This window comes from Nonomuraea sp. NPDC050227 (assembly GCF_044459705.1).
Classification (GTDB): Bacteria; Actinomycetota; Actinomycetes; order Streptosporangiales; family Streptosporangiaceae; genus Nonomuraea.
In genome coordinates this window covers 121,323-143,773 of the sequence record NZ_JBITJF010000008.1, presented here as the reverse complement: position 1 = coordinate 143,773, position 22,451 = coordinate 121,323, and the positions used below count along the sequence as shown (strand labels likewise).

At 72.6% G+C, this 22,451-nt stretch carries 20 protein-coding genes; 18 read left to right on the top strand and 2 right to left on the bottom strand.

The genetic code is table 11. The features are described from left to right. Positions 1 to 25: 25 nt before the first annotated feature. The 18 genes from mraZ to ACIBK9_RS29565 all read left to right on the top strand — a co-directional run bounded on the left by mraZ (position 26) and on the right by ACIBK9_RS29565 (position 21,256). A complete protein-coding gene (gene mraZ, locus ACIBK9_RS29650) occupies positions 26 to 457 on the top strand; it encodes a division/cell wall cluster transcriptional repressor MraZ (RefSeq protein ID WP_352326976.1) in 432 nt (143 codons plus the stop codon). Between the two features lie 219 nt (positions 458 to 676). Then, positions 677 to 1,642 carry a 16S rRNA (cytosine(1402)-N(4))-methyltransferase RsmH gene (gene rsmH / locus ACIBK9_RS29645; RefSeq protein WP_387666398.1) on the top strand — a complete coding sequence of 322 codons (966 nt, stop codon included), beginning with the start codon at positions 677 to 679 and terminating at the stop codon, positions 1,640 to 1,642. Then, positions 1,632 to 2,123, top strand: coding sequence for a hypothetical protein (locus ACIBK9_RS29640; protein WP_358293945.1), 492 nt, complete (start codon positions 1,632 to 1,634; stop codon positions 2,121 to 2,123). The genes rsmH and ACIBK9_RS29640 overlap by 11 nt, the downstream gene beginning before the upstream one ends. After that, complete coding sequence (locus ACIBK9_RS29635) at positions 2,120 to 4,885, top strand: penicillin-binding transpeptidase domain-containing protein (RefSeq protein WP_397162158.1); 2,766 nt, start codon at positions 2,120 to 2,122, stop codon at positions 4,883 to 4,885. Before ACIBK9_RS29640 ends, ACIBK9_RS29635 begins: the two co-directional genes overlap by 4 nt. Before the next feature lie 40 nt (positions 4,886 to 4,925). Continuing rightward, positions 4,926 to 6,458, top strand: a complete 1,533-nt coding sequence (locus ACIBK9_RS29630) for a UDP-N-acetylmuramoyl-L-alanyl-D-glutamate--2,6-diaminopimelate ligase (protein WP_387667465.1) — start codon at positions 4,926 to 4,928, stop codon at positions 6,456 to 6,458. Continuing rightward, positions 6,455 to 7,885, top strand: coding sequence for a UDP-N-acetylmuramoyl-tripeptide--D-alanyl-D-alanine ligase (murF, locus tag ACIBK9_RS29625; protein ID WP_397162157.1), 1,431 nt, complete (start codon positions 6,455 to 6,457; stop codon positions 7,883 to 7,885). The genes ACIBK9_RS29630 and murF overlap by 4 nt, the downstream gene beginning before the upstream one ends. Next, on the top strand, positions 7,882 to 8,940 hold the full coding sequence (mraY, locus tag ACIBK9_RS29620; protein WP_352325068.1) for a phospho-N-acetylmuramoyl-pentapeptide-transferase: 1,059 nt from the start codon (positions 7,882 to 7,884) through the stop codon (positions 8,938 to 8,940). The genes murF and mraY overlap by 4 nt, the downstream gene beginning before the upstream one ends. Beyond that, positions 8,937 to 10,307 (top strand): UDP-N-acetylmuramoyl-L-alanine--D-glutamate ligase, encoded by a 1,371-nt coding sequence (murD, locus tag ACIBK9_RS29615; RefSeq protein ID WP_397162156.1) that lies wholly within the window; start codon positions 8,937 to 8,939, stop codon positions 10,305 to 10,307. The genes mraY and murD overlap by 4 nt, the downstream gene beginning before the upstream one ends. Beyond that, positions 10,297 to 11,607 carry a putative lipid II flippase FtsW gene (gene ftsW, locus ACIBK9_RS29610; RefSeq protein ID WP_397162155.1) on the top strand — a complete coding sequence of 437 codons (1,311 nt, stop codon included), beginning with the start codon at positions 10,297 to 10,299 and terminating at the stop codon, positions 11,605 to 11,607. The genes murD and ftsW overlap by 11 nt, the downstream gene beginning before the upstream one ends. Positions 11,608 to 11,619: 12 nt before the next feature. Next, positions 11,620 to 12,696, top strand: a complete 1,077-nt coding sequence (gene murG, locus ACIBK9_RS29605) for an undecaprenyldiphospho-muramoylpentapeptide beta-N-acetylglucosaminyltransferase (protein WP_352358438.1) — start codon at positions 11,620 to 11,622, stop codon at positions 12,694 to 12,696. Beyond that, complete coding sequence (murC, locus tag ACIBK9_RS29600) at positions 12,693 to 14,090, top strand: UDP-N-acetylmuramate--L-alanine ligase (RefSeq protein ID WP_358293937.1); 1,398 nt, start codon at positions 12,693 to 12,695, stop codon at positions 14,088 to 14,090. The genes murG and murC overlap by 4 nt, the downstream gene beginning before the upstream one ends. A 73-nt stretch (positions 14,091 to 14,163) precedes the next feature. After that, complete coding sequence (locus tag ACIBK9_RS29595) at positions 14,164 to 14,826, top strand: FtsQ-type POTRA domain-containing protein (RefSeq protein ID WP_364331415.1); 663 nt, start codon at positions 14,164 to 14,166, stop codon at positions 14,824 to 14,826. 335 nt (positions 14,827 to 15,161) lie between these two features. Next, entirely contained in the window at positions 15,162 to 16,667 is a 1,506-nt protein-coding gene (gene ftsZ, locus ACIBK9_RS29590) for a cell division protein FtsZ (protein ID WP_397162154.1), read from the top strand. Positions 16,668 to 16,818: 151 nt separating this feature from the next. Then, a complete protein-coding gene (locus tag ACIBK9_RS29585; protein WP_352358431.1) occupies positions 16,819 to 17,511 on the top strand; it encodes a YggS family pyridoxal phosphate-dependent enzyme in 693 nt (230 codons plus the stop codon). A 138-nt stretch (positions 17,512 to 17,649) separates the two neighbouring features. Then, positions 17,650 to 18,150 (top strand): cell division protein SepF, encoded by a 501-nt coding sequence (locus tag ACIBK9_RS29580; protein ID WP_357968056.1) that lies wholly within the window; start codon positions 17,650 to 17,652, stop codon positions 18,148 to 18,150. A gap of 80 nt (positions 18,151 to 18,230) precedes the next feature. Next, a complete protein-coding gene (locus tag ACIBK9_RS29575; protein ID WP_125630468.1) occupies positions 18,231 to 18,524 on the top strand; it encodes a YggT family protein in 294 nt (97 codons plus the stop codon). Between the two features lie 108 nt (positions 18,525 to 18,632). Then, complete coding sequence (locus ACIBK9_RS29570; protein WP_352325076.1) at positions 18,633 to 19,508, top strand: DivIVA domain-containing protein; 876 nt, start codon at positions 18,633 to 18,635, stop codon at positions 19,506 to 19,508. A 41-nt stretch (positions 19,509 to 19,549) separates the two neighbouring features. Further along, positions 19,550 to 21,256 (top strand): hypothetical protein, encoded by a 1,707-nt coding sequence (locus tag ACIBK9_RS29565; protein WP_397162153.1) that lies wholly within the window; start codon positions 19,550 to 19,552, stop codon positions 21,254 to 21,256. Positions 21,257 to 21,345: 89 nt separating this feature from the next. Here the strand turns inward: ACIBK9_RS29565 and ACIBK9_RS29560 are convergent, their stop codons facing one another. Continuing rightward, the gene (locus ACIBK9_RS29560) at positions 21,346 to 21,705 is read right to left on the bottom strand and encodes a hypothetical protein (RefSeq protein ID WP_397162152.1); all 360 of its coding nucleotides are present in this window, start codon (positions 21,703 to 21,705) and stop codon (positions 21,346 to 21,348) included. Between the two features lie 178 nt (positions 21,706 to 21,883). Continuing rightward, the gene (locus tag ACIBK9_RS29555) at positions 21,884 to 22,390 is read right to left on the bottom strand and encodes a hypothetical protein (protein WP_397162151.1); all 507 of its coding nucleotides are present in this window, start codon (positions 22,388 to 22,390) and stop codon (positions 21,884 to 21,886) included. Positions 22,391 to 22,451: the final 61 nt, after the last annotated feature.

The following is a 22,451-nucleotide window of genomic DNA, read 5'->3' as shown; positions in this document are numbered from 1 at the left end:
CGCTGAGGCACGGGAGGTGGCGCCGATGTTCCTCGGCACCCATCAACCGCGTCTTGACGACAAGGGACGGCTGTTCCTGCCGGCTAAGTACCGTGAGGAGCTGGCGGAGGGTCTTGTGATCACCAAAGGCCAGGAGCGATGCCTCTACGTCTTTCCAGTAGAGGAGTTCCAGCGCATAACCGAGGCTCTCAGCACCGCCCCGGTCACCGCCAAGGCGGTGCGTGACTACAGCCGCGTCTTCTTCGCAAGCGCGTCCGACGAGAAACCAGACAAGCAGGGACGCGTCACGATCCCGCAGAGCCTGCGTCAATACGCCGGCCTGGAGCGTGACTGCGTCGTCATCGGGGCCAACACCCGGTTGGAGATCTGGGACTCGCAGGCTTGGGACACCTATCTCAACGCGCAGGAGCAGGCGTTCGCCGATCTGTCGGAGGAGGTGCTGCCAGGGATCTTGTAGTGACCACGGTCGATCCGTCGGTGATGTCGTTCGGCGAGGTCTCCACCCGCAACCACTGCCTGCCAACTGATGCACCTTCCCCGGTGTCAGAGGGCGGGCGTCCACGAAGAGGGTGCGGATGGGGACCTGGCCGGACGGCGCCGGGTGGGGACCCAGGAATGACTGACGATTGACCGATACGCGTCATCCGCGAGCAGGACGCGAGAGGGGGGGTTGGAGATGGACGACAACGCAGGCACGGGCGGTCACGTTCCGGTGATGCTCGACCGCGTACTGGAGCTGCTGGGCCCGGCGCTGTCGGGGCCGGAGCCGGTCGTCGTCGACGCCAATCTCGGGCTCGGCGGCCACTCCGAGGCCCTGCTCGCCGCCTTCCCGTCCCTGCACCTGATCGGGATCGACCGCGACCCGTTCGCGATCGACTTCTCCACCCGCAGGCTCGCCCCCTATGCCGGCCGCACCACCCTGGTCCACGCCTCCTCGGGCGACCTGGCCCAGATCGTCGCCGAGGCCGGGCATCCCACGGTCCACGGCGTGCTGTTCGACCTCGGCGTCTCCTCGCCGCAGCTCGACGAGGCCGAACGCGGCTTCGCCTACTCCTACGACGCCCCGCTCGACATGCGCATGGACACCGAGCAGGAGCTGACGGCCGAGCGGGTGGTCAACACCTATCCGGCCGCCGACCTGGCACGAATCCTGCGCGACTACGGCGAGGAACGTTTCGCGCCGAGGGTCGCGGGGCTTATCGTCAAGGAACGCGCCAAGGAGCCCATCACCTCCACCAAGAGACTCGCCGACATCGTGCGCGACGCGATCCCCGCGGCGACCAGGCGCACCGGCGGCAACCCCGCCAAGAGGACTTTCCAGGCGCTGCGCATCGAGGTCAACGCGGAGCTGTCCGCCCTGGAGGCGGCGCTGCCCGCGGCGCTCGACGCGCTGGCGCTGGGTGGGCGGGTCGTCGTGCTCTCCTACCACTCCCTTGAGGACCGGCTCACCAAGCAGGCCCTCACGGCGCGAACCAAGGACACCAGCCCGCCAGGGCTGCCTGTCCCGCTACCGGCACACCAGCCGAGGTTCCGCCTGCTGACGAGGGGAGCCGAGCTCCCCAGCGATGAAGAGCTCGCCCGCAACCCGCGGGCGGCCTCGGCCCGGCTACGGGCGGCAGAGAGGATCCGCGTTGACGATTGAGCAGGAGACCGGCCGGGTCGCGCCCGTCCGCCGCGCCATGCCCAAGCCGGGCACGCGCAGGCCGGGCGTCTCGCACCAGACCAAGCCGCGGCCCCGTCCTGACACCGGTGACCGGCGGCCGGCGGCCGCGCGTCCCGGCGAGAGCGCCGCGCCCGCGCGCCGTCCCGCCGCGCGGCGGCCCTCGACCAAGCGGCAGCGGGCGCCGTTCGTGCTGCTCGTCGTCGGGTTGATGTGCGGCGGGCTGGTGAGCCTGCTGCTGCTCAACATCATGCTCAACCGCGACGCCATCACCGACGCCAAGCTGCGTGAGGAGATCGCGGTGGCCCAGCAGGAGAAGGAAGCGCTCCGGCTGGAGTACGAGCGCAAGATGCAGCCCCAGAACATCGCCGACCGCGCCGAGGCGCAGGGCTACCACCTGGACAAGAACCTGCGGCCCTGGGACAAGGGCGAGCCGAGTGTCCCGGCGGTCCCGGAGCGGTGAGGGATTCAGGCGGCAGGGGACAGGGTCCCGGCCGCGGCGCTGGCGGCGCCGGCTCTCCTGGAGGGCCCGGCGCCGCTCGTCGTACGCCGGGCGGTCCGGGGCGGGCAGGGCGAGGGGGCTCTGCCCGTTCCGACGGGGCGGGCCGCCCGGGGGCGCCGGACGACTCGCCGCGCAAGCGTCCCCCCGACCCGTTCGACCTGCCGTTCGACGACGACCTGAGGGGCCGCCGGCCCCACGACCCCGACGACGACGCGCGCGGCAGCGCCCGCCGCGACTCCGCGGGCGGCTCCCGCGGCCGGCAGCGCCGCGACGACGGCGACCGCGCCCGGCCCCGCGACGACGACGAGGGCACCCGTTCGCGCCGCGACCCGGGCGACGGCCCCCGCCGCCGCCCGCGCGACGACTCCCGCGACGATTCCCGCAACCGCGCCGCCTCCCAGGGGCGCGACGACGACGACCGCCCGCGCGGGCGCACCCCGCAGAGCCGCGACGGCGACGACCGGCCGCGTGGCCGTGCCGCCCAGGGACGCGACGAGAGCGGCCGTCCGCGTGGCCGTGCCCAGGGGCGGGACGAGAGCGACCGGGCGCGCGGGCGCGCGTCCCAGGGGCGCGACGACGGCGCCAGGGACAGGGCGCCGCAGGAGGGGTCACGCCGTCGTGGCGACGGCCCCGGCCTCGACCAGGCCCGCGGCTCAAGATCCGACCAGGGGCGCGGCTCCCGGCCCGACCCGGCGCGTGGCTCGCGATCCGACCAAGGACGCGGCTCGCGGTCCGAGCCTGCGCGGCCCGGTTCGGGGCCGGGCCAGAGCCGGAGCTCCCGGCCCGACCAGGGGCGCGGCGGCAGGCCCGGTCAGACCCGCGGTCCCGGGGCCGGTCAGGGGCGCGGTCCGGCGTCCGGCCAGGGGCGCGCCTCCGGGCTGGACCAGGCGCGCGGGCGTGAGCGCGGCATGCTGCGCCGCGGCGCGGACGTGCCGCCCCCCAGGGGCCCGCGCCGCCCGCCCACCCCGCCGCGCCCGCCGCGGCCCCCGCTGGTGCTGCGCCTGGGCAGCCCGCGCCGGCGCATCAACATCGGCCTGATCGGCATGACGTTCGTCCTGTCGATCTTCGCCGGCCGGCTGATCCAGATGCAGGGCCTCGACTCCAAGGTCTACGAGGCCGCCGCCGTCGGCCAGCGCCAGCACGTCGAGGAGATCCCCGCCAAGCGCGGCACGATCACCGACGTCAACGGCAACGCGCTGGCCCGTACGTCGGAGGCCCGCGAGGTGTCCATCGACCCCTCCAAGGTCCCCGCGGACGTCCGCGCCAACGTCGCCGCGATCCTGGCCAGGCAGCTCGGCAAGACCGTGGAGGAGATGACCGCCAAGCTGTCCAGGACCGGCAGCCGCTACCAGCTCCTGGCCCGGGACGTCGACCCGGTCGTGGCCACCCGCCTGCTCCAGGCCCGCGTGCCCGCCCTCAGCACGAAGAAGACCTACCGCCGCGACTACCCGGCCGGCGACCTGGCCGGCAGCCTCATCGGCTTCGTCGGCGACGAGGGCAACGGCCTGGGCGGCATGGAACAGGCCAAGAACACGATCCTGGCCGGCCGCGACGGCAAGCAGCGCGTCGAGACCGGCCGCGACGGCCTGCGCATCCCCATGACCAGCAGCGAGCGCACCGCGCCCGTCAACGGCCAGGACGTGCGGCTCACCATCGACCGCGACATCCAGTGGGCCGCCCAGAAGGCGGTCGCCGAGCAGGTGCGCGAGTCGGGCGCGAGCAGCGGCGCGGTCATCGTCATGGACGTGCGGACCGCCCAGATCATCGCCATGGCCAACGCGCCCGAGCTCGACCTGGGCAACTGGCGCAGGGCCCCCGCGTCCTCCTACGTCAACAAGGCCGCCGCGGACGTGTTCGAGCCCGGCAGCACCAACAAGGTGATCACCGCCGCCGCCGCGCTGGAGGCCAAGGAGGTCACCCCCGACACGGTGTTCCAGGTGCCCGACAACATCAGGTGCGCCGACCGGGTGCTGCGCGACGCCCACGCCCACAAGCCCGAGGCGATGACCTTCCGGCAGGCCATGGCCCAGTCCAGCAACGTCGCCACGATCATGGCCGCCCGCAAGGTCGGCAGCGAGCGCCTGTACGCGATGCTCAGGGCGTTCGGGTTCGGCAGCACCCCGGCGGGCGGCGTGCCCAACGCCGAGGCGGGCCTGCTGCCCAACTACAAGAACTGGTCGGGCAGCCAGAGCTGCACGGTCGCCTACGGCCAGGGCGTGTCGGTGACCGCCCTGCAGACCGCCAGCGTCTACCAGACCATCGCCAACGGCGGCGTCCGCGTCGATCCGCAGATCGTGGCGGGCACCACCGACGCGTCCGGCAGGTTCGTCCCGGCTCCCGCGGGCAGGCAGACCAGAGTGGTGAGCGAGACGACGGCCAAGGAGATCACGACGATGCTGGAGACCGCGGTGAGCGCCGAGGGCACCGGCGCGCTGGCCGCCATCCCCGGCTACCGGGTGGCGGGCAAGACCGGCACCGCCGACCGCTACGACGCCGAGCTGGGCCGCTACGACGGCTACACGGCCTCCTTCGCCGGGTTCGCGCCCGCGGACGCGCCCCGGCTGGTGGTGCTCTCGGTGCTCCAGAACCCCAAGAACGGCCATTTCGGCGGCCAGCTCGCGGCCCCCGTGTTCAAGGATGTGATGACGTTCGCCATCAAGAGCAGGAAGATTCCTCCCACAGGCTCGGACGCGCCGCCGGTGCGTACGCGCGCGGGACAGTGAGCAGGGAAGGTACGCTCTCGCCGTGCGTCCCCCGTCGTCTATGCGTCCCAAGACCAGCCCGCCCCGTCCGCTGACCGGGCTCGCGACCATGCTCGACGCCGATTCCGGCACGTCGAGGTCGCCCCATGCCGCCCTGACCGGCGTCACCATCGATTCCCGCGCCGTGCAGCGCGGCGATCTCTACGTGGCGCTGCCGGGCAACCGCGTGCACGGCGCGACCTTCGCCGCAGAGGCGATGGCGCGCGGAGCCGTGGCCGTCCTCACCGACCCGGCCGGGCGGGAGGCCGCCGTGGCCACCGGCCTGCCGGTGCTGATCGTGCCCGATCCGCGCGCGCTGCTCGGGCAGGTCTCCTCCTGGGTCTACGGCCAGCCGGCCCACGACGTCCAGGTCATCGGGGTGACCGGCACGAGCGGCAAGTCCACCACCACCTTCATGGTGGAGGCCGGCCTGCGGGCGGCCGGCCACACGACGGGCCTGGTCGGCGGCGTCGAGATCGCCGCCGGAGACCTCCGCTTCGAGCCCACGCTGACCACGCCGGAGGCCCCGCAGCTGCACGCCCTGTTCGCGCTGATGCGCGAGCAGGGGGTCACCGCGGCCACCATGGAGGTCTCCAGCCACGCGCTGGCGCTCGGCCGGGTCGACGGCATCTTCTACGACGTCGCCCTGTTCACCAACCTCTCCCAGGACCACCTCGACTTCCACAAGGACTTCGAGGACTACTTCGCCACCAAGGCCAGGCTGTTCCAGCCCGAGCTGAGCCGCGTCGGCGTGACCAACATCGACGACCCGCACGGCCGGGAGCTGCTGCACCGGGCCAAGGTGCCGATGACCACGTTCTCGGCGCTCGGCGACCCGGAGGCGGAGTGGCGGGCGCTGGAGGTCCGGCTCGGCGCCGACGGCAGCGCGTTCCGGGTGGCCGGTCCCGGCGGGGTCGAGGCCGACGCGCAGATCTCGCTGCCCGGCCCCTTCAACGTCGCCAACGCGCTCGGCGCGATCGTCTGCCTGGTGGAGTCGGGGGTGCCGCTCCAGACCGCCGTGCACGGCGTGGGCAGCCTCACCGGGGTGCCCGGGCGCATGCAGCGCATCACCTCCGCCGAGGAGGAGTTCCAGGCGCTCGTGGACTACTCCCACAAGCCGGGCGCGGTGGAGTCGGTGCTGCGCTCGCTGCGTGAGGTGACCGCGGGCACGCTGACGATCGTGCTGGGCTGCGGCGGCGACCGCGACACCGGCAAACGCCCGATCATGGGCGAGATCGCCGCCCGGCTGGCCGATGTGGCGATTTTCACCAACGACAACCCGCGCTCGGAGGATCCGCTCGCCATCCTGGCCGCGATGATGGAGGGAGCGCTCGGCGTTCCGCCCCGCGACCGCGCCCATGTGATCATTGAGCCCGACCGCGCGGCCGCGATCGACCTGGCCGTCGGCCGGGCCGGCCGCGGCGACGTGATCGTCGTCGCGGGCAAGGGTCACGAGCAGGGCCAGTACGTCTCTGGCGAAGTGATCCCGTTCGACGACCGCGAAGTGGTCGCCGAAGCGATCGACGCACGCAACGAAAGCAGGAAGCACCGATGATCCCGTTGCCGCTGGCCAGGATCGCCGAGATAACCTCGGGCGCCCTGTCGGGCATGGCAGACCCCCGCGCCGTCGTGCGCGGGCCCGTAGTGATCGACTCACGCGCGGTGGAGCCGGGATCGCTGTTCGTCGCCCTCGCCGGCGAGCGGGTCGACGGCCACGACTACGCCGCGCAGGCGATCCGGGCCGGAGCGGTCGCCGTCCTGGCCTCCAGGCCGGTCGACGCGCCGGCGGTGATCGTCCCCGACGCCGCGGTCGCGCTGGCCGCGCTGGCCGCCGCGCAGGCCGCCGCGCTGCCGCAGGCCACCGTGATCGGCGTGACCGGCTCGGCGGGCAAGACCAGCACCAAAGACCTGCTGGCCAGGCTGGCCGGCCGGATGGGCCCGACCATCGCGCCCGTCGGCAGCTTCAACAACGAGCTGGGCCACCCGCTGACCGTGCTGCGCGCCGACGTCGACACCCGGTTCATGGTGCTCGAACTGGCCGCCCGCAACATCGGCCACATCGCGGACCTCACCCGCATCGCGCCGCCGACGATCGGCGTGGTGCTCAACGTCGGCACCGCGCACCTCGGCGTGTTCGGCGGCAAGGAGGCCATCGCCAAGGCCAAGGGCGAGCTGGTGGAGGCGCTGCCGCGCACCGGGGTGGCGGTGCTCAACGCCGACGACCCGCTGGTGTCGCAGATGGCCTCGCGCACCGACGCGCGCGTCACGTACTTCGGGCGCGGCGAGGGCGCGGCCATCAGGGCCGAGCAGGAGACGGTCGACGGGCGCGGGCGGGCCTCGTTCACGTTGCGCACGCCGTCCGGGGCCGCGCCGGTCATGCTCCAGCTCTACGGCGCCCACGCCGTGGAGAACGCCCTGGCCGCCGCCGCCGCGGCCTACGAGCTCGGCCTGCCGGTCGCCACGATCGCCGAGGAGCTGTCGGAGGCCACGCCGCGCAGCCGCTGGCGCATGGAGGTCACCGACCGGCCCGACGGCGTCACGGTGGTCAACGACGCCTACAACGCCAACCCCGACTCGATGCGGGCCGCGTTCGACATGTTCGGCGTGATGGGGCAGGAGCGGCGGCGGTTCGCGGTCATCGCGGCGCTGCGCGAGCTGGGCGAGGAGAGCGCGGCGCTCAACGCCGAACTGGGGCGGCTGGCGGGCGGTTCGGGCCTGACGGGCCTGGTCGTCGTCGGTCCCGACGCCGGCCCGGTGCTGGAGGGCGCCAACGCGGCGGCCTCGGCCGCCGCGGGACCGCCAGGTGGCGGAGGGCCATATGCTCCCCAGATGACCCGGATCGTACATGTCCCTGATGCCGAGGCAGCGGCGGCCGCACTGGCCGGCCTGCTGCGCCCCGGCGACGCGGTGCTCGTCAAGGGCCCCCGCGCGATGGGCCTGGAACGCACGGCGGAGCTCCTTCTCGGAGGTGCCGCTCAGTGATCAACATCGTCATCGCCGGCGCGGTGGGCCTCGTCCTGTCGATGCTGGGGACCCCCTTGGCGATCAGGCTGTTCTCGCGGCGCGGCTACGGCCAGGAGATCCGCGAGGAGGGAGTGCAGGCCCACCTGGGCAAGCGCGGCACCCCCACCATGGGCGGCATCGTGTTCGTGCTGGCCGCGCTGCTGGCCTACGGCGGCTCCCACCTGGCCACGCTGTCGCCGCCGACGGTGTCGGGCATGCTCGTGCTGTTCCTGATGACCGGCCTCGGCGCGGTCGGCTTCCTCGACGACTTCATCAAGATCTACAAGCAGCGCAGCCTGGGCCTGCGCAGCGGCGCCAAGGCCCTCGGCCAGCTCGTCGTCGGCGCCGTGTTCGCCGTGCTGATCACCCGCCAGCCCAACGTCTACGGCATCACCCCCGCCGAGACCCGGCTGTCGTTCCTGCGCGACATCGGCCCCTCGATCGGCATCGTCGGCTTCACCATCTGGGTGCTGTTCATGATCGTCGGCTTCTCCAACGCCGTGAACCTCACCGACGGCCTCGACGGCCTGGCCAGCGGCGCGACCGGCGTCGTGCTCGGCGCGTACGTGCTGATCGGCAACTGGCAGCTCCGCAACAACTGCATCGACCAGCTCGGGCCCAACTGCTACTGGGTGCGCGACCCGCTGGACCTGTCGGTGGTGGCCGCGGCCGTGCTGGGGGCGCTGGTCGGGTTCCTGTGGTGGAACGCCCCGCCGGCGAAGATCTTCATGGGCGACACCGGCTCGCTGGCCCTGGGCGGCGTGCTGGCCGGCCTGGCCATCGCCACCCGCACGCAGCTCCTGCTGATCATCCTGGCCGGGCTGTGCGTGATCATCACGGCGTCCGTCATCATCCAGGTCGGGTTCTTCAAGATGACCGGGAAACGGGTGTTCAGGATGGCGCCGCTGCAGCACCACTTCGAGCTGAAGGGCTGGGCCGAGACCACGATCGTGGTGCGGTTCTGGCTGATCGCCGGGCTCTGCGCGGCGCTCGGGCTCGGGCTGTTCTACGTCGAGTGGATGCCCAAGCCATGACGTTGACGTGCGTGGCCGGGCTCGGCGTCTCCGGCACCGCGGTGGCCGGGGCACTGGCCGGACGCGGCGAGCGGGTCGTGGTCGTGGAGGCCGTGGAGGGTGAGCGGCAGCTGGCCGCCGCGGCCGAGCTGGCCCGCGCCGGGGTCGAGACCAGGTTCGGCGAGATGGTGCTGCCCGAGGGCACGACCAGGCTCGTCACCACCGGCTGGGCCCCGCACCACCCGCTGGTCGCCGCCGCGCTGGCGGCCGGCGTCGAGGTCGTCGGCGAGGTGGAGCTGGCCTGGCGGCTGCGCCCGCCGCACGCCGCACCCTGGCTCGCGCTGACGGGCACCAACGGCAAGACCACGGCCGTGCGCATGCTCACCTCGATCCTCCAGGCCGCCGGGCTCGACGCCCTGGCCGTGGGGAACGTGGGCGTTCCGGTCGTCCGCGCCGTCGCCGAGCCGTACGACGCCCTGGCCGTCGAGCTGTCCAGCTTCCAGCTCCACTGGTCCAGCACCCTGGCCCCGCACGCCGCGGCGATCCTGAACATCGCCCCCGACCACCTCGACTGGCACGGCTCCATGGCCGAGTACGCCGCCGCCAAGGGCCGCATCTACGAACGCGCCGGCACCGTGATCTACAACGCCGACGACCCCGAGTGCGCCCGCCTGGCCGAGCCCTACCAGGGCGCCGTCGGCTTCACGCTGCGGGCGCCGCGCAGCGGCCAGATCGGCGTGGTCGAAGACCTGCTGGTCGACCGGGCGTTCGTGGCGGACCCGGTCGAGGCGGCGGAAGAGCTGGCCACGTTCGCCGACATCCGGCCCCTGGCCCCCCACAACGTGGCCAACGCCCTGGCCGCCGCCGCCCTGGCCCGCTCGCTCGGCGTGCCGTCCGAGGCCGTACGGCTGGGCCTGCGCGCCTTCAAGCCCGACCCCCACCGCCTGTCCCACGTCGACCGGATCGGCGACGTCGACTACGTCGACGACTCCAAGGCCACCAACCCGCACGCCGCCGCGGCCGCGCTGAGCGCCTACCCGTCGATCGTGTGGGTGGCGGGCGGTCAGCTCAAGGGCGCCGACGTCGACGACCTGGTCCGGCGGGCCGCGCCCCGGCTGCGCGGCGCGGTGCTGCTGGGCGCCGACCGCGCGGCGATCGCCGAAGCACTCGCGCGACACGCGCCGAATGTCCCCGTCGTGGACATCCCGGGCCAAGACACTGGTGTGATGGACACCGTCGTCACCGAAGCCGCGCGGCTGGCCTCCCCCGGGGATACCGTGCTGCTCTCCCCAGCGGGCGCCTCGCTCGACATGTTCCCCGGCTATCCGGCACGAGGGGAGGCCTTCGCCCGTGCCGTCCACGAGCTGAGGCGGCGGCGTGAGCAGTAGCACCGGCACCGCCGGCGCCCGCCCGGCCGCCGGCGAGCCCACCCGGTCCAAGGCCCAGGAGGGCCCGGCGAGCTGGGTCCGCGAGCAGCGCGCCGTGCTGAAGGAACTGCTCGACAAGCCGCTGACGACCTACTACCTGATCATCATGTGCAGCGCGCTGCTGCTCGCGCTCGGGCTCATGATGGTGCTGTCGGCCTCCGCGATCGAGGCCCAGCAGAAGACCGGCAACCCGTTCTCGTGGTTCATCAAGCAGTCGTTGTCGGCCGGCGTCGGCGTGCCCGTGATGTACGCCTGCTCGCGCCTGCCGCCGAAGTTCTTCCGCTGGGCGGGCTACCCGCTCATGGCGCTGGCGGTGCTGGCGCTGGTCATGGTGCTGTTCATCGGCGAGTCCGAGCTGGGCGCGCAGCGGTGGATCTACCTCGGCCCGTTCACCCTCCAGCCGTCCGAGCCGGCCAAGCTGGCGCTCGTGCTGTGGGGGGCCGACCTGCTGGCCAGACGGGCCAGGCAGGGCCGGATCGAGTGGCGGCAGATGCTGATCCCGCTCATGCCCGGCACCGCGATCCTGGTCGTCATGGTCCTGCTCGGCCGCGACCTCGGCACCACCCTCGTGCTCTTCATGATCTTCCTGGCGCTGCTGTGGGTGGTGGGGGCGCCGATCAAGCTGTTCGGCGGCATCCTGGCGCTGGCGGTGCTGGCCGCGGCCATCATGATCAAGGTGGAGCCGTACCGGATGAAGCGCATCGGGGCCTTCCTCGACCCGTGGGCCGACGCCCAGGGCGCCGGCTACCAGGCCGTGCAGGGGCAGATCGCGATGGGCTCTGGCGGCTGGTTCGGGCTCGGCCTGGGCAGCAGCCGCCAGAAGTGGAGCTGGCTGCCCCACGGCGAGAGCGACTTCATCTTCGCCATCCTCGGCGAGGAGCTCGGGCTGATGGGCACGCTGATGGTGGTGGCGCTGTTCGGCCTGCTCGGCTACGCGGGGCTGCGGGTCGCGGTCCGGGTCAACGACGGCTTCGTCCGCCTGGCCGCGGCCGCCATGGTGGCCTGGATCGTCGGGCAGGCGGCCGTCAACATGGGCGCCGTGCTCGGCGTCCTGCCCATCACCGGCATCCCGCTGCCGCTGGTCTCCTACGGCGGGTCGTCCCTGCTCCCCACGCTCGCCGCGCTGGGCATCCTGCTGTCGTTCGCCAAACGCGAGCCCGGCGCGCGCGAAGCCTTGGCCGCGCGTGGCCCCGGACCCGCCGCACGGGGCCTAAGCTGGCTTGGCCTGGGGGGTACGTCCAGAGGCCGAGTGAGACGTTAGGGAGTGACCGAGATGAGGGTGGTCCTCGCCGGTGGGGGGACGGCCGGGCACATCGAGCCCGCGCTCGCCCTTGCGGACGCGCTGCGCCATCTTGACCGGAGCGTCGGCATCACCTGCGTGGGCACCGAGCGCGGCCTGGAGACGCGGCTCGTGCCCGCCAGGGGCTACGATCTCGAACTGGTGCCGGCCGTGCCGCTGCCCAGGGCGATCACCCCGAGCCTGCTGACCGTGCCGGGCCGGCTGGCTGGGGCGATCAACGCCGTGTCGGGCGTCCTCGATCGGGTCGGCGCCGACATCCTGGTCGGGTTCGGCGGCTACGTCGCCACGCCCGCCTACCTGGCGGCCAAGCGCAAGGGCCTGCCGATCGTCGTCCACGAGGCCAATCCCCGTCCCGGCCTGGCCAACCGGCTGGGCGCCCGGCTGACCGACCACGTCTTCACCGGCTTCCCCGACGCCGCGCTGCCCAAGGCCGAGTTCATCGGCACCCCGCTGCGCCGCGAGATCGTCACGCTCGACCGGCTGTCCACCGGCGACAAGGCGCGCTCCTGGTTCGGGCTGGAGAACGACCGGCCCACGCTGCTGGTCTTCGGCGGCTCGCAGGGCGCCAGGTCGCTCAACCAGGCCGCGCTGGCCGCCGCGCCGGTGCTGCGCCGGGCCGGCATCCAGGTGCTCCACGTGCTCGGGCTGAACAACACCGTCGAGCACGAGCCGCCGCCCGGCGACCCCCAGTACGTGCTGCTGCCCTACGTCGACCGCATGGACCTCGCCTACGCCGCCGCCGACGTCGCGCTGTGCCGCAGCGGGGCCCTGACCTGCGCCGAGCTGACGGCCGTGGGGCTGCCGGCCGCGTACGTGCCGCTGCCGCACGGCAACGGCGAGCAGACCGTCAACGCCGAGCGCGTCGTGCGCGGCGGCGGCGGCCTGATGGTCGACGACTCCGACCTGTCACCCGATTGGATCATCCAGAACGTGCTGCCCATGCTCCACGACCCCGAACGGGTCGCCGTCATGTCGGAGGCCGCCTCCCGGCTGGGGCGCAAGGACGCCGATATCATGCTTGCCAGGAAAGTGTTGGAGATAGCCCGATGAGTCTCGTCAAGCTGGTCGATCCCGTAGCCGTCGAAGACCTCGGCCGCGTGCACTTCATCGGCATCGGCGGCGCGGGCATGTCGGGCATCGCCCGCATCCTGCTCAAGCGCGGCGTCCGCGTCACCGGAAGCGACGCGCGCAGCTCCGAGCTGGTGACCGAGCTGCGCGAGCTGGGCGCGACCGTGCACATCGGGCACGCCGCCTCGCACATCAGGGACGTCGACACCGTGGTGGTCTCCACCGCCATCCGCGACTCCAACCCCGAGCTGGGCGAGGCGCTCAAGCAGGGCCTGCGGATCATCCCGCGGGCCGCCGCGCTGGCCTCGGTGATGGCCGGCCGCACCGGCGTGGCCATCGCCGGCACCCACGGCAAGACCACCACCACCTCCATGCTCACCGTGGCGCTGCAGAAGTGCGGCGCCGAGCCGTCCTACTGCGTGGGCGGCCAGCTCGTCACCACCGGGCTGGGCGCCGACGAGGGCGCGGGCCGGGTGTTCGTGGCCGAGGCCGACGAGAGCGACGGCTCCTTCCTCATGCTGGCCCCCGACATCGCCGTGGTGACCAACGTCGAGGCCGACCACCTCGACAACTACGGCGACCCGCGCGCGGTGCACGACAGCTTCGCCCGCTTCGCCGACCGGGTGGGCTCGCTGCTCATCGTCTGCGCCGACGACCCGGGCGCCGCCGAGCTGGTCGGGCGGGCGCGCGAGCGCGGGCTGCGGGTCAGGACCTACGGCGAGCGGGGCGAGGACTACCGGGTGACCGGCGTGCGTCCCGACGGCTTCGGCACGGTGTTCTCCATCGAGGGCAGGGGAGACGTGCGGCTGGCCGTCCCCGGGGCGCACAACGCGCTCAACGCCACCGCCGCCATCGCCGTGGCCGACGAGCTGGGGCTGGCGTTCGAGGACATCAGAGACGGCCTGGCGGCCTTCACGGGGGCCAAGCGGCGCTTCGAGGCCAAGGGCGAGGCGGGCGGCGTCGCGGTGTTCGACAGCTACGCCCACCACCCGACCGAGCTGGCCGCCGACCTGCGGGCCGCGCGCGACGTCGTGGCCTCCTACTCGGGCACCGGCCGGGTCATCGCGATCTTCCAGCCCCACCTGTACTCGCGCACCCGGTTCTTCGCCGACGAGTTCGGCGCCGCCCTCGGGCTGGCCGACGAGGTCATCGTCCTCGACGTCTACGGCGCGCGGGAGGATCCCGAGCCGGGCGTGTCCGGCGCGATGGTGGCCGGGCGCGTGCCGCTGCCCGCCGAGCGGGTGGCCTACGCCCCCGACCGGGCGGCGGTGCCGGACCTGGTGGCCGGGCGGGCGCGGCCGGGTGACATCGTGCTCACGATGGGGGCGGGCGACGTGACGGAGCTCGGGCCGCAGCTCGTGGCGCGCCTGTCCTGAGCCGTACGGGCGTGGCGGGCGGGCGCCGGACGGCCCGGCGGCGTACGTTCGAAGCCGGCGTGCGAGGAGGGCGATGAAGGCGCGTAACGCGTTCCTGGTGCTGTTGACGGCGGGGGTGGTCGGCTCGGCCGCCTGGCTGGTGTTCTTCTCGCCGGTGCTGGGCGTGCGGTCGATCGAGATCGTGGGAAATCTCACAGTGACCAGCGAGCACATCAAGCAGCAGGCCGCCGTCCCCGACCTGCATCCGCTGGCCACGGTCGACCTGGCCGACGTCCAGGCGCGCGTGCTCGGCATCCGGCAGCTCGCGACGGCGAAGGTCGACCGGGTGTGGCCGGGCACGCTCAGGATCGAGGTGGTCGAGCGCGAGCCGGTCGCGGTGATCCCCGCGGGCGGCCGGTTCGCGGTGGTCGACAAGCAGGGCGTGGTGATCGAGGTCAAGGACACGTCGCCGTTCATGCTGCCGTTGCTCAAGGTCGACCGGCCGGCCGCGGGCGACCCGGCCACCATGGCGGCGCTCCAGGTCGTCCAGGCGTTGCCGCCGGTGGTGGCGGGCAAGGTCCGGCAGGTGCGCGCCGCCTCGGCCGAGGGCGTGACGCTGGAGCTGTCCGACGGCCGTACCGTCCTGTGGGGCGGGGCCGACAGGCCGCAGGAGAAAGGCCGCATCCTGGTCTCGCTCCTGAGCCGCAAGGCCACCCTGTACGACGTCAGCTCTCCCGACGTCGTCACCTTGAAGTGATCACGAGTGTCAGGGTCTGGCAACTCCGTGGCAAGGGCATCGCGTGCCTGTGCGAGGTGGGGGTCGCGGCGTGAGAGCCTGTAGATCGGAGCTTCGGCAGAGGAAGGCCCCGACCAGGCGCGACTCCGGAGCGAATCGGACAGCCCGCGACACGCCGGACGTGCTTGCGGCGCGGTTAGTTGACCCGCCTGGTAGGGGCCTCCTACTGTCCGTATCAATCCTCAGGTTGACATAAATCTAAATCTCAACCTGAGGTTGAGAGTTACGAAAACTGAGAAAAAGCGGAGACGATCCGCACCGAAATGGCAAGTCAACGAGCGGAAAGGCCCCTCGTCGTGGCAGCACCGCAGAACTACCTCGCGGTCATCAAGGTCGTCGGCATTGGCGGCGGCGGAGTGAACGCCGTCAACCGGATGATCGAGGAGGGACTCAAGGGCGTCGAGTTCATCGCCATAAACACCGACGCCCAGGCGCTGCTGATGAGTGACGCCGATGTGAAACTCGACGTGGGCCGCGAGCTCACGCGCGGACTGGGCGCCGGAGCCAACCCCGACGTGGGGCGCAAGGCGGCCGAAGACCACCGTGAGGAGATCGAGGAGGTCCTCAAGGGGGCCGACATGGTCTTCGTCACGGCCGGCGAGGGCGGTGGCACGGGCACCGGCGGCGCGCCGGTCGTGGCCAACATCGCCCGGTCGCTCGGCGCGCTGACGATCGGCGTGGTGACCCGGCCCTTCAGCTTCGAGGGGCGGCGTCGCGCCTCGCAGGCCGAGGCCGGCATAGAGACACTGCGCGACGAGGTCGACACCCTCATCGTGATCCCCAACGACCGGCTGCTGTCGATCTCCGACCGCCAGGTGAGCGTGCTCGACGCGTTCAAGGCGGCCGACCAGGTGCTGCTGTCCGGTGTCCAGGGCATCACCGACCTGATCACCACGCCCGGCCTGATCAACCTCGACTTCGCCGACGTCAAGTCGGTCATGTCGGGCGCGGGCTCGGCGCTCATGGGCATCGGCCACGCGCGCGGCGACGACCGGTCGGTCGCCGCCGCCGAGATGGCGGTCTCCAGCCCGCTGCTGGAGGCGAGCATCGACGGCGCCCACGGCGTGCTGCTGTCGATCGCGGGCGGCTCCGACCTCGGCCTGTTCGAGATCAACGAGGCGGCCCAGCTCGTCTCGATGGCCGCCGCGCCCGACGCCAACATCATCTTCGGCACGGTCATCGACGACGCCCTCGGCGACGAGGTGCGGGTCACCGTGATCGCGGCGGGCTTCGACGACGTGCCGCCGCCGGCCGAGAAGCCGCTGCCCAGGCCCGCCGCCCGGCCCGCCGCGCAGCCCGCTGCGCCGGTGTCGTCCTCGGCCCTGCGGCCCGGTGTGCCGGCTTCGCCCAGCGTGAAGTCCGAGCCGCCCGCGCCGCGCCCTGAGCCGAGGCCCGAGCCGCGTCCTGAGCCGCGTGCCGAGCTGCGGTCGGAGCCCCGCCAGGAGTTCAGGCCGGAGCCGCGCCAGGAGTTCAGGCCCGAGCCCAGGCAGGAGTTCAGGCCCGAGTCGCGCCCCGAGCCTCGCCCGGAGTCGCGCGAGTTCAGGCCGGAGCCGCGTCCTGAGCCCCGGCCGGAGCCGCGTCCCGAGCCGGTGCGGCCGGTGGAGTCGGTCCAGGCCGCCGAGCCCGTCGCCGCCCTCGGCGACGACGAGCCGCAGGCCCCGGTCTCCATCCCGAGGCCCACGCCCGAACCGGCCAACCCGCCCACGCCCATCACCTCCCGCATGTCGGAGCCTCCCAAACGTCCTCGGGTGATCTTCGAGGAGCAGGAGGAGGAGCTCGACGTCCCCGACTTCCTCAAGTAGCTCACCACCCACCGCCGCTCCCCGCAGGCGTACGGGAGCGGCGCCGTCGTGTGTGCCGGGATCCGACCCGCGGCACGGAAAGGGGGCCATCGTGGCGTACGGCGTACAGGCCGAACTGCGGGGCGATGGAGGCAGGGAGAGAGAGACAGACGTGCGGAGGGACGAGATCGCGGCCGGTCTCACCGAGATCGAGGACCGCATCGGCGCGGCCTGCCACGCGGTGGGCCGCGACCGCGGCGAGGTCACCCTGATCGCGGTCACCAAGACCAGACCGGCCGACGACGTGCGCATCCTGTGCGAGCTGGGTGTGCGCGACGTCGGCGAGAACCGCGACCAGGAGGCCGCGCCCAAGGCGCACGAGCTGGCCGGCCTGCCGCTGACCTGGCACTTCGTCGGCCAGCTGCAGACCAACAAGGTGCGGTCCGTCGTCGGGTACGCCGACGTGATCCACTCGCTCGACCGCCTCCGGCTGCTGGAGGCGATCAGCAAGGAGGCCGTGCGGCAGGGCCGCAAGGTCGGCTGCCTGATCCAGGTGGCGCTCGACGACGACCCCTCCAGGGGCGGCGCCCGGCCCGCCGACGTGCTCGCGCTGGCCGACGAGGTGGCGCTGGCCGACGGCGTGTGGCTGGGCGGCGTCATGGCGGTCGCCCCGCTGGGAGTGGAGCCCGCCCGCGCCTTCGCCGTGCTGCGCGAGGTCGCGACCCGCGTCCAGGAGCAGCATCCGCGGGCCACGATGGTCTCCGCGGGCATGAGCCAGGACCTCGACGAGGCGGTCGCCTACGGTGCGACACACGTGCGGATCGGTACGGCGTTGCTCGGTCGTCGCAGGCCCTTCGTCAGGTAATGTCCCCTCAAGTGGGTCTTCAGGCCCATGATCAAGTAGAGGTCGATCCGCGGTGAGCTCCAAGGGGGTACGGCTGCCGCCTCGGCCCCGGCGACGGGTCCGAGCCAGTGCGACCATGAGCAGGAGGACGACGTAGCGATGGCCGGCGCGATGCGCAAGATGGCGGTCTACCTCGGTCTCGTGGAGGACGACCGCTACGAGAGGTACGAGACCTACACCGACGAGTACGCCTACGACGACGATGTCCAGCGGACCGGCGAGGAACGGCCCGTGGCCGTCCAGGACCGCGACGAGGAGGCCGACTCCGCGGTCCCCGCGCCCAGGCCCGCCACGACGATCCTGGAGCGCCGCACGACCGACCTGGCGCGCATCACGACCCTCCATCCCCGGACCTACAACGAGGCCCGAACCATCGGAGAGCACTTCCGCGACGGCACCCCGGTCATCATGAATCTGACCGAAATGGTTGACAGCGACGCGAAGCGGCTCGTGGATTTCGCGGCAGGTCTGGTCTTCGGCCTACATGGAAGCATTGAACGTGTTACCAACAAGGTGTTCCTGTTGTCCCCTGCCAATGTCGAGGTGACCGCCGAGGACAAGGCCCGAATCGCGGAACGCGGGTTCTTCAACCAGAGTTAGAGTCTCTGTATGTCCATCGCACCCAACCGGGTCCACGCGCGGCCGGGAGGGCACACCAGAAGTGGAGGCGCGGCCGGGCCGTGGAGATCGTGAGTGGGATCTTGGTCGTAGTCCTGTCTCTGTATTTGGTACTGCTCATCGGCAGGATGATCTTTGAGACGGTGCAGGCGTTCGCCCGGCAGTGGCGGCCTTCCGGGGTCGTGCTGGTGCTGGCGGAGGCCACGTACACCGCGACAGACCCACCTCTCAAGTTCCTCCGCCGTTTCATTCCCCCGCTCCGGTTGGGTACGGTGGCCTTTGACCTAAGCTTCACTGTCCTGTTCATCGTCGTTCTGATCTTGATCCAGATCGCTGGGTCACTGGGCGGCCGGTGAGGCGGGCTGGTGGGGTGGCCGGTCGTGATCCAACTCGTGTCCGCGCTGAAGTGATTCGGGTTCACCGTCCCTCCGGACAGACTCCAAGCGCGCCAAGGAGACCAAAAAATGCCGCTGACGCCCGCTGATGTGCGGAACAAGCAGTTCAGTACCACCCGGCTGCGGCCGGGCTACGACGAGGAGGAGGTCGATGCCTTCCTCGACGAGGTGGAGGCTGAGCTCGACCGCCTGATCCAAGAGAACGAGGAGCTACGCGCCAAACTGGCCGAGTGCCTGCGTGGGAAGGTGCCGGGCGGCATGGGCATGCCCATGGCCTCCGCGCCCGTCCAGGAGCAGCCGAAGCCGGAGATGATGGCGCCGCCGCAGCCGGAGCCCATGCGGGCCCCCGAGCCGCAGCCGATGCGAGCCCCCGAGCCGCAGCCCGTGGCCATGAGCATGCCTCCCGCCGAGGACAACATGGACACCGCGGCCCGCGTGCTGGCCCTCGCCCAGCAGACCGCCGACCAGGCGATCGCCGACGCCCGCCGGGAGGCGGACGAGACGGTGACCCGCGCCCGCCGCGAGGCCGACGAGATCCTCACCAAGGCCCGCCGCCAGGCCGAGCAGGTCATCGGCGACGCCCGCGCCCGCGCCGAGACGCTTGAGCGCGACGCTCAGGAGCGCCACCGCCAGGCGATGGGCTCGCTGGTGCAGACCCGCGACGAGCTCGAGCGCAAGGTCGAGGAGCTGCGCAGCTTCGAACGCGAGTACCGCAGCCGCCTCAAGCTCTACCTGGAGAACCAGCTCGCCGAGCTCAACGTCTCCGCGGAGGGCAGCGGCGGGTTCCCGGTCATGTCCGGTCCGCAGGGGCAGGCCCCCGCCATGTCGCACGCGGTTCCCCAGGGTGGCCAGCAGCCTCTTCCCGGTGGCCCCAACCCGTTCGGCGGCGAGGCTCCGCAGGGCGCCTTCCCCGGCGGCGACGGTCCGCACAACGACCGCCGGTAAAGTAACGGGTCACTAGGACCTGTCACTCGAAAGAGCCCCCTGTGATCCTTATCAGTGCTGGTTTGGTGCTCGCGGCGGTCGTGTTGCTGATCGCGGGCTTCGTACTGGCTAAGCCGTTCCTGATCATGTGGTCCATCGTGGTCAGCGTGCTGTCCGCGCTGTTCCTGGTGATCGGGGCGTTGCTGCGGCGTCACGAGCTGTTTCCCGGTGGTGGGCGGGCCGCTGCGCCGGCCACCCCTCCGGCCCCGCTCCCGCCGCCCGGCCTGCCGTACAACCAGACCGGTCCTGCCGGGCCCCAGCCGCACCCGCGGCCACAACCCCACCCGCATCCGCACCCGCAGACGCTTCAGCGGACCGCCGTTCCGGCCTCCGCGCCTCGCCGCCCCGCGGCGAGCGGCATCTCGCCGGACGCGATCGTGCTGGTGATCCCGGGCCGCAAGAGATACCACGTGCCGGGCTGCCGCCAGCTGGCCGGACGGGATCACGAGGAGCTCACCTACGAGGAGGCACGCGAGGAGGGCTTCACGCCCTGCACCACGTGCCTTCCGGACGCCGCGCTCGGCGGACGGCAGTTGCCGCCTGCCGCCGACCCCGAGCCCGTCGTCGCCCCCGGCCCCGGTGCCACCCCCTCCGCCGTGGCGGAGAGCCGGGCCGAGACCTCCGCGGAGACCCGGGACCTGCGCCCGCCGGTCGTACCGCCGAAGCCCGACACGAAGGCTTCCACCCCCACCCCGGAGCCCGCCGCCCCCCGCGAGGAGGGCGCCACCGGGTGGTTCGGCCGTCCGGCCGCCGCCGCGCAGGCGAGCGACCCGGCCACGTCCCCCTCCTCGCCCGCCGCCGCGCCTGATTCCGAGGTCGGTGCGGACGACGAGCAGGGGGAGATCGAGACTTCCTACTTCCGGCCGCCGTCGGAGCGTGAGCGGCCCGCGCGTCCCTCTTCGCCGGACGACGCCAAGGGCCCGTCGGCCGCCCCTTCGCGCCCTGCCGCCGCCTCCAAGGGGGCGCCGGCTTCGGGGGCGTCCAAGAGTTCGGCCGAGGGCTCGTCCGAGAGCCCGTCGGCTGAGGGTGCGGCTCCGGCCAGGTCGTCCAAGGGCGCGGCCGCGGCCAAGGCCGGTGCGGGTGCGGCGGCTTCGGGCAAGACGGGCGATGACGCGGCTGGTTCCGGCAAGTCGGTCGAGAGCGCGCCGGGCAAGCCGTCCTCGGCCGCCCGGCCGTCGCCCGCCGACCGGCCCGCACAGCCTGCCGAACAGCCTGCCGATGACGGTGACGACGCGTCCGACCCGGACACGGCGCCGCAGCCTCGTGTGACCGCCTCCGGGCTGCCGGTCCAGCCGGAACCCTCTGGTGGGGCTTCCGGGGCTTCCGGGGCGTCCGAGCGGCCTTCTGGGGCTGCGCCGGCCCCTTCCGCCCGTCCGGCGGCGGCCGCCCCGGCGCCGAAGACCGGGAGCAAGGACACCGAGCCCGGCACGACCGGCAAGGAGAGCGCAGCGAAGGGCGAGACGCCCGGCGCCAAGCCCGGCAAGACGGGTGAGGGCTCGAAGGGCGAGGCCGGCGGCACGTCCGGTCCGGCCGGGCGTCCAAGGACGGTCAAGGTCATCACCGGCACCCGTCGCTACCACAGCGCCACCTGCCCGCTGATCAGGGGCGCGGGGGAGACGGGCGTGGAGACCATGACGATCCCCGAGGCCGAGGACGCCGGTCTGACCAGCTGCCCGGTGTGCCAGCACGACCGCGAGACGGCCAAGTAACCCCCACCCGCCCCAGGCCCGCCGCGCATTGACCGGCGGGCCTTCGGGGCTCAAGGACACCCATCCCATGGGGCCGGCTCAAGGGCCGTTCACACCAGCGGGCCTTCCGCGCTCGTCCGGCGTCCGCCAAGGCGGGCGTCAGGGGGTGGGGGCTGTGGTGCAGGCGAAGGAGCCAGGGGTGGGGCCGCGGCCAGCCTGTGGCGGCGGCCGTCGTCCAGTGGTGGCAGGACGGTCTCGAAGTCGATCTCGTCCTTCGGGCGGGGAGCCGTGGACTTGTGGAGGAGCCGCACCTCCGGGACGAGGCGCCGGAGGTCGTCCCGCATGATTGTCAGGGCTGTCAGGGGACGGCGGATCCGCGGGTCGAGGCGATAGATCCACTCGTCCTCGGCGGACTCGTCGAGCATGAGCTGCCAGCGCCACGGTGCGCCGGGTCTGATCGCGGCGTGCACGTCCCAGCCGGTCAGAAGCCGCCGGACGGCGAGCCGGTCGCGGCGCAGTGGCGCGACGATCTCCTCCAGGGGCGCGGCCTCCCAAGGGCCCCACGGCGAGTCGATTCGCGTCGTGTCCGCCCTTCTCCGGACGAGGTACCGCCGGGAAACCCCGAACGCCCCCGTGACCTGGCAGAGCTCACCGGGCTCTCCACGCGGCCGCCGTCCTGCTGGTGGACTTGGCCGTGACGGGACCGGCCCGCGGGGCGGGCCACACCTGGATCAGGTACTCCTCGACGAGGGCGTCGTCGTCCCGGGGGTCGCCGTCGTCGCGGTTGCGTCCGTGGACGCGCAGCCGGTAGTCGCCGGGGCCGGGCAGTTCCAGCTGTGCGGCCGGGTTCTCGCCGTCGCCCGTCGTCGCGAAGTCCATGAACGCCGATCGCCAGGCGACGGACACCTCGGCGACGTCCTGCCACCCGTCGGTGGCCAACGGCGGGGCGGCGTCCCACAGCTCGGCGGTGACGACGATGTCGCCGATCTCCTGGCCGCACACGATGCGCGCGCCGTCGCCGTCGGGATCGGCCTGGACCAGGCCCGTCGCGGTCATGTCCCACGCGAACTCCGTCACGAGGTCCTCGCCGGTCAGGTCGACGGTGGACGCGTCCACGAACACCCGAGCGCGAGCGCGGCGGATCGGAGTCGGCACAGAACTGGGTCCTTTCGGAATGCGAGAGGAGGCACGCACGCGGGGGCGCCACCGAGGTGAT